General features: G+C 49.1%; 7 protein-coding genes. 3 read left to right on the plus strand and 4 right to left on the minus strand.

The annotated features are described in order from the left end of the window. Positions 1–277: 277 nt before the first annotated feature. The 3 genes from Q0R17_RS14685 to Q0R17_RS14695 form a co-directional block, all read right to left on the minus strand. A complete protein-coding gene (locus Q0R17_RS14685; protein ID WP_293936066.1) occupies positions 278–2,146 on the minus strand; it encodes a PAS domain-containing hybrid sensor histidine kinase/response regulator in 1,869 nt (622 codons plus the stop codon). Next, complete coding sequence (locus tag Q0R17_RS14690) at positions 2,143–3,405, minus strand: HD-GYP domain-containing protein (protein ID WP_293936069.1); 1,263 nt, start codon at positions 3,403–3,405, stop codon at positions 2,143–2,145. Before Q0R17_RS14690 ends, Q0R17_RS14685 begins: the two co-directional genes overlap by 4 nt. A 372-nt stretch (positions 3,406–3,777) precedes the next feature. Continuing rightward, the gene (locus tag Q0R17_RS14695) at positions 3,778–4,041 is read right to left on the minus strand and encodes a hypothetical protein (protein WP_293936071.1); all 264 of its coding nucleotides are present in this window, start codon (positions 4,039–4,041) and stop codon (positions 3,778–3,780) included. 506 nt (positions 4,042–4,547) lie between these two features. Here Q0R17_RS14695 and ada point away from each other — a divergent pair. The 3 genes from ada to Q0R17_RS14710 are packed head-to-tail and all read left to right on the plus strand — an operon-like array spanning position 4,548 to position 7,174. Further along, entirely contained in the window at positions 4,548–5,627 is a 1,080-nt protein-coding gene (gene ada, locus Q0R17_RS14700; protein ID WP_293936073.1) for a bifunctional DNA-binding transcriptional regulator/O6-methylguanine-DNA methyltransferase Ada, read from the plus strand. Further along, complete coding sequence (gene alkB, locus Q0R17_RS14705; RefSeq protein WP_293936076.1) at positions 5,620–6,261, plus strand: DNA oxidative demethylase AlkB; 642 nt, start codon at positions 5,620–5,622, stop codon at positions 6,259–6,261. The genes ada and alkB overlap by 8 nt, the downstream gene beginning before the upstream one ends. 10 nt (positions 6,262–6,271) lie before the next feature. Beyond that, on the plus strand, positions 6,272–7,174 hold the full coding sequence (locus Q0R17_RS14710; protein ID WP_293936078.1) for a DNA-3-methyladenine glycosylase: 903 nt from the start codon (positions 6,272–6,274) through the stop codon (positions 7,172–7,174). 56 nt (positions 7,175–7,230) lie between these two features. On the opposite strand, the gene Q0R17_RS14715 is transcribed toward Q0R17_RS14710, so the two are convergent. Beyond that, on the minus strand, positions 7,231–7,500 hold the full coding sequence (locus Q0R17_RS14715; RefSeq protein WP_293936080.1) for a hypothetical protein: 270 nt from the start codon (positions 7,498–7,500) through the stop codon (positions 7,231–7,233). Positions 7,501–8,072: the final 572 nt, after the last annotated feature.

Raw genomic sequence — 8,072 nt, forward strand, 5'->3', positions numbered from 1 at the left:
TAAAATAGTTATTTAACTATTTTATTTACGAAAAATAATAAAAAACAGAGGAGGATCATTCCTATTTTATCCATTTTTTCGTGTATTGAGTGTGTTTTTTTGACGAAATACCTTTGGGCGTAATATCAGAACCTAGGTTGCTTTGGCCAGCGGCATTGACTCCCTCAATGAGGGGGGATGCTTTGCGACTATTGCGGGAATTACGCGCTGTGAATGTGCGAAAACTTAGGTTCTTTGTGGCTTAATATTTCGCCATTATTGCCGCGGGGAACTTCAGTCACCGTAGCACCTTTCCACACAACATGCGATCAATCTGCTCTAGGGTGGCGTCTAGTTTGATGGGTTTGGTAAGGTAGGCGTCAAAACCTTTGCGCTTGGCGTGGGTGATTTCGTCGGCCCCTGCATCACCAGAAATGGCTAGCACTGGGATGAGCCGCGTTGTGCTTTGTTTGCGTAACTGCTCCAGCACGGCCGCGCCAGAGGCATCAGGCAGGTGCAGGTCTAGCAAGATTAAATCAGGCTCGGCTGAGAGGGCGAGGGCGAGGCCGGTGGCGGCGTTGCTGGCCTGAATCAATTGATATTGTGGGCGATGATACGCTATGATTTTGGCCAGTAATTGTTGCGATAAAATATCGTCTTCGATATAGAGCAAAATTTTGCTATTGAGCGGGTGCGGGGTAGCAAGGGCGGTGGTGGAGTGCAATACGGCGCAGGGTAGGTCGATCCAGAAACGGCTGCCTTGGCCGATGCTGCTGTCCATATTGACTTCGCCACTCATAAGGTGGGCCAGCTTACGGGTAAAGGCGAGGCCGATGCCTGTGCCTTCAATCTCTATAGAGTGATCTCCCACGCGGCTAAACGGTTGAAAGAGTAAGGCTTGATCGCTCTCTGAAATACCATTGCCGGTGTCAGAAACCATGAGCCGCCAATGGGTTTCATCCGCTGCGGTAATGGTGATCTCCACGCGGCCATTGGGGCGGTTGTATTTGATGGCATTAGAGATCAGATTAAGCAGCATTTGCTTTAAGCGCCGTGCATCCACTTGGGCAATAAAACGCCCTGCACTAAGATGCGGCTCGGCCAGCTGCACTTGTTTATCGATGGCGAGCTGGCGGGTTAGCTCAAAACAATCTTGAATAATGGCGGTGAGATCAATGGGCTCGATGCGCAGCTTCATTTTTCCGGCTTCAATGCTGGCTAAATCCAGCACTTCATTGATGAGCTCGAGCAAATGCCAGCCTGCCTTGGTGATATAGTTGCCCAGCTCGTGTGCGGTGGAATCTGGTTCGCTTTCTAGTAGTTGGGCAAAGCCTAAAATGGCATTGAGCGGTGTACGCAGCTCGTGGCTCATATGCGATAAAAAATCAGATTTAGCGCGGCTGGCGGCTTGAGCCTCGTCGCGGGCAATGCGTAATTGCTCTTCGGTGGATTTAAGTGCGCTGATATCGTGCATGGTAATTAGCCGGCCAATGGCTTGTTGCTTGAGTAGCTGAGGGTGGCTGCTTAGCTCAAAAACGTGGCCATCTTTAAGCCAGCACTCAAGCTGGCCGCTATGATATGGGTCTTGATAGAGCATTTCTAACCAGCGTAAGAAGCGCGCAGGGTCTTGTAATTGGGATGCGATGTGGCTAAAGAGCGTGCTGCTATTGGCATCGGTTTGCCATTGCCAAATGGTATTTACCCGTTGGTTAAAGTTGCATATTTTTCCGTCTAAATCAGTGACCAAAATGCCATCGTGGGTGGATTCTAGCGTGGCGGCCAGTAAGGATGAGCTGCGGGCGGTTTCATCCTCTAGCCGCTTGGCTGTGCCCACATCGTGCACAGAAATCACGCAAAGCGGGCCAGTATCGTCATTAAAACAACGTACGGTTTTTTGTACCGTGATAAAAGAGCCGTTTTCGTGCCGATATTCGCTTTGCACCGCAAGCACCGAGCTGATTGAGTTTTGCCGTACTTCTTCCCAAAAAAACAAATCATGTAAGCCAATCTCAATATCCGCAATGGGCCGCCCCAGTAGGTTGGCCGCGGAATAGCCAAGCAAACGCTCGCATTCCAAATTACTACTAACGATAAGCCCAGTACTGGGGTTGATAGCCAGCACTGCATAGCCACAGGCATCCAGTAAGGTTTGGGCATCGGCTTTCACTGCTCACTCGCATTAAAGTAATAACTGACGTGCTTGCAGGGGCTAAGATAAACTGCTGCCGCCTTGGGTAGCTGGGCTAGTTTGATCGATTTACTGATATTGAGCTGTGCTTCGTATTCCAGATCAATCAGTACGGCGCCTTGGTCTTGTGCATCGGGGTTGTACACTTGAATCAGCGGTTTTAAAGGCTTGGTGGTGTTCACCGCTATCACCAGTGCATAGCAATTGTTGGAAAGCAGTACCAAAGAGCCTGGTGGATATACGCCCATTCCCCTGATGAGTAAGTTTAATGGCAGTGGATCAAAGCTTGCTCTTTGCTGCGTATACATATGTGAAAGCGCTTCGTGAGGCGTTAGCGATTCGGCAGGATTTAGGCGATTGCAGTAATTATCGTAGCAATTAACCAGCGCTAAAATGCGTGCTAGCGGATCAATTTCATCGCGTTTTAAACCCTTAGGGTAGCCTTTGCCATCACACATCTCGTGATGCTGAGCAATGAGGCGCAAGACCGCAGGTGGCAGCCCTGCAGTTTTAGCCGCGTTCACGCTCCAAAGGCTGTGCTGTTGATACACTTTTTCTTCTGCTGCGCTGAGTAGGCCAGATTTCATGGTGATACGGCTGGGAATTTCTACTTTACCAATATCATGAAACAGCGCGGCCAAACCCAGAGTACGAATATCCTGTTTTGCCAGTTGCATATCTCTGGCCAAAATTAAGGATAAAACCGCTACATTCAAAGAATGAAAATATAGCTCCTCGCCTTTGGCTTTATCATTCATCAGATGAATAATAATGTCGTTATCTACCAGCAGCGTATCCAGCATCTGCCCCACCAGCCTTTCGGCTCCAGCGAGGGTTTCTTTGGGGCGGCTATTGAGTTGCTTATCAATATTACGTACGGCCTGAGCCGTTGCAGCAAAGGCCTTGGCGCATTCACTGCGCAGCGCTTTATTGCGCTCAAACTGCTGCAATTTACTTTGCTTAGCTTCAAGGATAATTATTAAATCCGGATCAGGCTTAGCAGCAGGTGTTTTAGCTACATCCTCTTTGATTGCAATTGGTTGTTGATCGCTTTTGGTGGGCGAGTAACGAATCTGCTGCACCCCTAGCTGCTTAATCATTTCAATTTGTTCGCCTGACTTAATTTTAAAGCTGCCAAAAGTAAACGGATGCTCATCCCACGGCAAATCCAAATGGATATACAAACCCACTTGTAGTTGCTCGGTACGAATAAAATGGGCAAGTTTTTCGATTGGCATGATACGGCGGGCTGAAAATCAGACTTTTAGTATGGCTTTTTTTAGAATAAATGCAGGAAATCTAAGCAGAAGCGTGGAGGTAAATAAGTTTTTGATGTAGCAATGACAAGTATCAGAAATAAATAAGAAAGCAAGTGGTGGAATTTTGTAATAAGACGCCAGTCCATCCCGTCGCTGCAGACTTACTCTATGGTAGTAAACGCTTAGGGCCGTGGGGCGGTAATATCTTTAGAGAGCCGCTGATTTATGACTCAAAATGCTATGCGTAATCCGTGTAAGCTGAGCCTACTTGAGCGGGCAGCATCCTACATTAAAGGAATGAAGAGGCCCGCTAAATAGATGAATATTTTCTGTGTGTAAATAAATGCTGGCCTAGCAAGCGCTGGCCATCGCTTGAGCACTGCAGCGGGTAGCCAGCTCATGCTCTGCTAGGTTTTCAACGATAAGCTGGCTGTTTTGTAAGGCCTGAATCACGGTGAGATCGGTGTTATCAATCTGCCATTGTTGCCCACGCTCTAGTATGACATCGTGGCCGTCATGGCTCAGCCAGACTTGCCCTGCTGTGCAGTGGACCCAGCAGTTGCCTGCCGGAATAGAAAAAACTTCTGCTGCTTTAAGTTGAGTGCTTTGCATCATAGCCTCCTTGCTAATACTTGGATTACACCACTACATGGCTGATGTAGCTTTGCGTTTAGTCAGACTCAGAGGCTAATTTAATCGTGCATATTGCATATTTATGCAATGGTAATGGCGGGCATGGAGCGCTCTAAATGACCTTTGCTGCGTAGCATCAGTTTGCGAATTCAAAAGCAAGACTCGGAGTGTATTTTGCAAGTGCGTTGTTTAAAGTGTGTCTTATCTTATTTAACTGATGTTACGTAGCAAGATCCAAAAATATGCCGTCCACTAAAAACATAAAAAGTACGAACAGATGCCGCATGAGCCTTTTTTTTGAATGGTGTGGATAATTGTGTTTAATATCAAATAGTTATTAATTAACTCATTTACGCATCAGGATAAAAAAGCAGTGGGAAATTATCTCTGCCTGATCCGTTTTTTTTCATGCATTGAGTGTTTTTCGTAAATAAATAGTCTTTGTGCATAATATCCCTTATTTAAAAATATCGTTTTTTGAGGCTTTCATGTCTAAGCAAAAACAAGTAGTAGAAACGCTAAGTGACCCACGCTGGGCGGAGCTTATTGCGCGCGATGCCCAAGCGGATGGCCGTTTTTATTATGCGGTGCTCACCACGGGGGTGTATTGCCGCCCCTCTTGCGGCGCGCGTTTGCCTAGGCCAGAAAACGTGCGGTTTTTTAGCAGCGGCCAAGACGCAGAGCAAGCGGGGTTTAGGGCTTGCTTGCGCTGCAAGCCTGATCAAGCCAAGGCCGCGTCGCATACTCAGTTGATTGCACAATTGTGCAGGCAAATCGAAATAGCAGACACGCCGCCTAGCTTGGCGCAACTGGCGCAATTTGCCCAACTGAGCCCTTCATACTTACAGCGTATTTTTAAAGCAGAAACCGGAGTGAGCCCCAAGGCTTATGCTGCGGCGCATCGCGGCCAAAAAGTGCGTGCACATTTGGCTAGCAGTGCCAGCGTGACCGAGGCGATTTATGCGGCGGGGTATAACTCTAATGGGCGCTTTTATGAAGACGCAAATCAGCTACTTGGCATGACACCTAAAAATTTTCGAGCGAGAGGCAGTAATACGCAGATTCGCTTTGCGGTAGGGGAGTGCTCGCTAGGCGCGATTTTGGTGGCGGCGAGTCAGCGCGGCGTGTGCGCTATCTTGATGGGTGATGATCCGCAAGCTTTGCTGCTTGATCTGCAAGCGAGGTTTTTGCAAGCAGAGCTGATCGGTGGCGATACAGATTTTGAGCGGCTGGTGGCGCAAGTAGTGGGCTTTGTTGAAATGCCGCAGCGGGGGCTAGATCTTCCGTTGGATGTGCGGGGCACGGCTTTTCAGCAGCGCGTTTGGCAGGCGCTACAGGATATTCCTGCGGGAGCTACCGCCAGCTATAGCGATATTGCCCAGCGCATCGGCGCGCCAAAATCCGCCCGCGCCGTGGCTGGGGCCTGTGCAGCCAATGCGCTGGCGGTGGCGATTCCTTGCCATCGCGTGGTGCGCAATGATGGCGGCTTATCGGGCTATCGTTGGGGGATAGAGCGTAAGCGTGCTTTGTTGGAGCGAGAGGCGGGGGTAATACGCAGTGATGGATGATTTATTTGCAGAGCTGGATGATGGTGCGCCTCAAGAGCTTGCGGCTGGCGTGGTATTGCTGCGGGGCTTTGTGCGGGAGCAAGCAAGTTTGCTGCTGGCCGTGGCGCAGATCACGCAGGCTGCGCCTTTTCGGCAAATGAGTACGCTAGGTGGCTACGTCATGTCGGTGGAGATGAGCAATTGCGGCGCTTTGGGCTGGATTGCTGATTGTCACGGCTATCGCTATGTGGCGCATGATCCGTTAACGGGCGAGCCTTGGCCTGCCATGCCTGAGGCGTTTTTAGCCCTTGCGCGCAGGGCTGCGCTGGAGGCGGGCTTTGCCAATTTTTCTCCGGATGTTTGTTTAATTAATCGCTACGTACCAGACACAAAATTATCTATGCATCAGGATAAAGACGAGGCCGATTTTAGTGCGCCGATTGTGTCGGTTTCCCTTGGCCTACCCGCTGTTTTTGTCTTGGGTGGATTACAGCGTAATGACCCTAGCCAAAGAATAGGGCTAAGTCATGGAGACGTGCTGGTTTGGGGCGGCCCTGCGCGGTTGCGTTACCATGGCGTATTAGCCTTGAAGCACGGCAATCATGCTCAGCTAGGTGCCTGTCGTATTAATCTAACCTTTCGCCAAGCGGCGTAGTGATTTTTTGATGAGCCAGTTACTTTCTTGTTCTATCCCTCTTTGCTCTGCTTTTCGTGCTGGCGATATTCTGGCTTTTCATGGCCGCGATCCGCAGGCGATTTCGGAGCAAATCACTGCAAACACCCTGCAAAAAGGCATAGTTTGGCGCGGTGCTGCGGCCTGTTTGTTTATCTGTTTTCAGCCTGAGCATGCAGAGGTGCAATTACAGATTGATGGGGAGATAGAAGAGAGCGATAGTCAGGCAGCATTTGAGACGATGGTGTATCGCATGCTTGGCCTCACCCAAGATATTGAGGCTTTTGAGGCGCAGTATCGGAGTCATCCCTTGCTGGGTGCTTTAATCAGCCAGCAAGCAGGGCTGCGTGTACCACTCACTGCCACGCCTTTTGAGGCCTTAACGTGGGCGATTACTGGCCAGCAGATTAGCGTGGGGGCGGCGGTAGCTATCCGGCGCAGATTGATTTTAGCCGCAGATATACGCCATTCGGGCGGCTTGTTTTGCTCGCCCGAGGCCAGCCAAATTGCTAGTTTAAGTGAGCAAACATTGCGCCAAGCTGGTTTTTCTTTAAGCAAAGCCCAAACTTTGGCGGCGTTGGCCCAAATGGTGGCGCAAAAGCAGTTGCCGCTGGATGCTTGGGTGCAAAAGCTACCCGTAACAGAGGCCAGAACTGCACTCGAGGCGATTCGCGGTATTGGGCCATGGACGGTGAATTACACCCTGCTGCGCGGATTTGGCTGGCTAGATGGCTCGCTGCACGGTGATGTTGCGGTGCGCAAAGCATTGCAAATATTGCTCGGCCAAACAGAAAAAATCAGCGAGAAAGACGCCAAGATTTGGCTGGAGGAGTTCACCCCTTTCCGCGCTTTAGTGGGGGCTCATTTGTGGAGCAGCTTAGCCAAATTGGCATAGCAGACCAACGCTTAAGCGCCTATCACCTCATTGTCTAGGTGTACTCATATGCCCAATTAGCAGCCGCTTGGTTTGGGGCTGCTGCTAAAAAAGCCTACCTGCTCCACTCGCGCTAGCTGCGCCGTTTGGTGCAGTGCAAAACGGCTATCTTCTAAGGCTTGAATCACCAGTAGATCAGCCCCCTGTAGCTGCCATTTTTGCCCACAGCTTAAAATAGTATCTAGGCCATTATGGCTAAGCCAAATCATCCCTGTGGCGCAATGAACCCACGTTTTACTCGCTTGCGCGGAGAAAACTTCGTTCGTTTTAAGTTGATTCACTTTCATCGTGTGCCCTCAGGGATTCATCATAGAGTGACATTCACTATACGAGGGTCTAAACCCTGCCGTTAGGCACAAACAGCTTGAAGTTTAAGCGTGTATTTCGTTTAAAAACAAAAGTGTAATGGCATCTATATGCCATTGTTGTGCTCCACAAAAAATACAAGATCTATTTTAGCGGTACTGTGAGCCCAATGTAGGAGCGCTGCCTGCTGCGCCTTTTACAATATCGGGCGCAGCAAGCAGCACCCTTACGGTTTTGTGCTTGTTTTTTTGTGCGGCAGCAAAGTGCTTATTAAACTGATGTTACGCACCAAGGCATTTTGTCCACGAAGAACACTAAATGCACGAAAAAAGCTAAGAACACGCATTGGTTTGGCGGATCTTTTTTATTTTAAGTTTTTAATTTTTAAAAAAATATATGCAAATAAAGCGGTAGGGTAAGGTTCACACTCATAGGTAACACATTCGTCCAAGGACATAGGTAACACTTCTCTGGTTTGTGATACGCACAACTGGAGCACGTTATGCCGTGGAATGAGGTGAAACCGATGGATGAAAAAGTGAAATTTATCGCC

Source organism: Iodobacter sp. (genome assembly GCF_025352645.1).
Taxonomy (GTDB): Bacteria; Pseudomonadota; Gammaproteobacteria; order Burkholderiales; family Chitinibacteraceae; genus Iodobacter.

Bases quoted from the DNA above. Each gene is read 5' to 3' on its own strand.
- Q0R17_RS14710 (WP_293936078.1), top strand. From the start codon at position 6,272: ATGAGCCAGTTACTTTCTTGTTCTATCCCTCTTTGCTCTGCTTTTCGT.
- Q0R17_RS14695 (WP_293936071.1), bottom strand. From the start codon at position 4,041: ATGATGCAAAGCACTCAACTTAAAGCAGCAGAAGTTTTTTCTATTCCG.
- Q0R17_RS14715 (WP_293936080.1), bottom strand. From the start codon at position 7,500: ATGAAAGTGAATCAACTTAAAACGAACGAAGTTTTCTCCGCGCAAGCG.
- alkB (WP_293936076.1), top strand. From the start codon at position 5,620: ATGGATGATTTATTTGCAGAGCTGGATGATGGTGCGCCTCAAGAGCTT.
- Q0R17_RS14690 (WP_293936069.1), bottom strand. From the start codon at position 3,405: ATGCCAATCGAAAAACTTGCCCATTTTATTCGTACCGAGCAACTACAA.
- ada (WP_293936073.1), top strand. From the start codon at position 4,548: ATGTCTAAGCAAAAACAAGTAGTAGAAACGCTAAGTGACCCACGCTGG.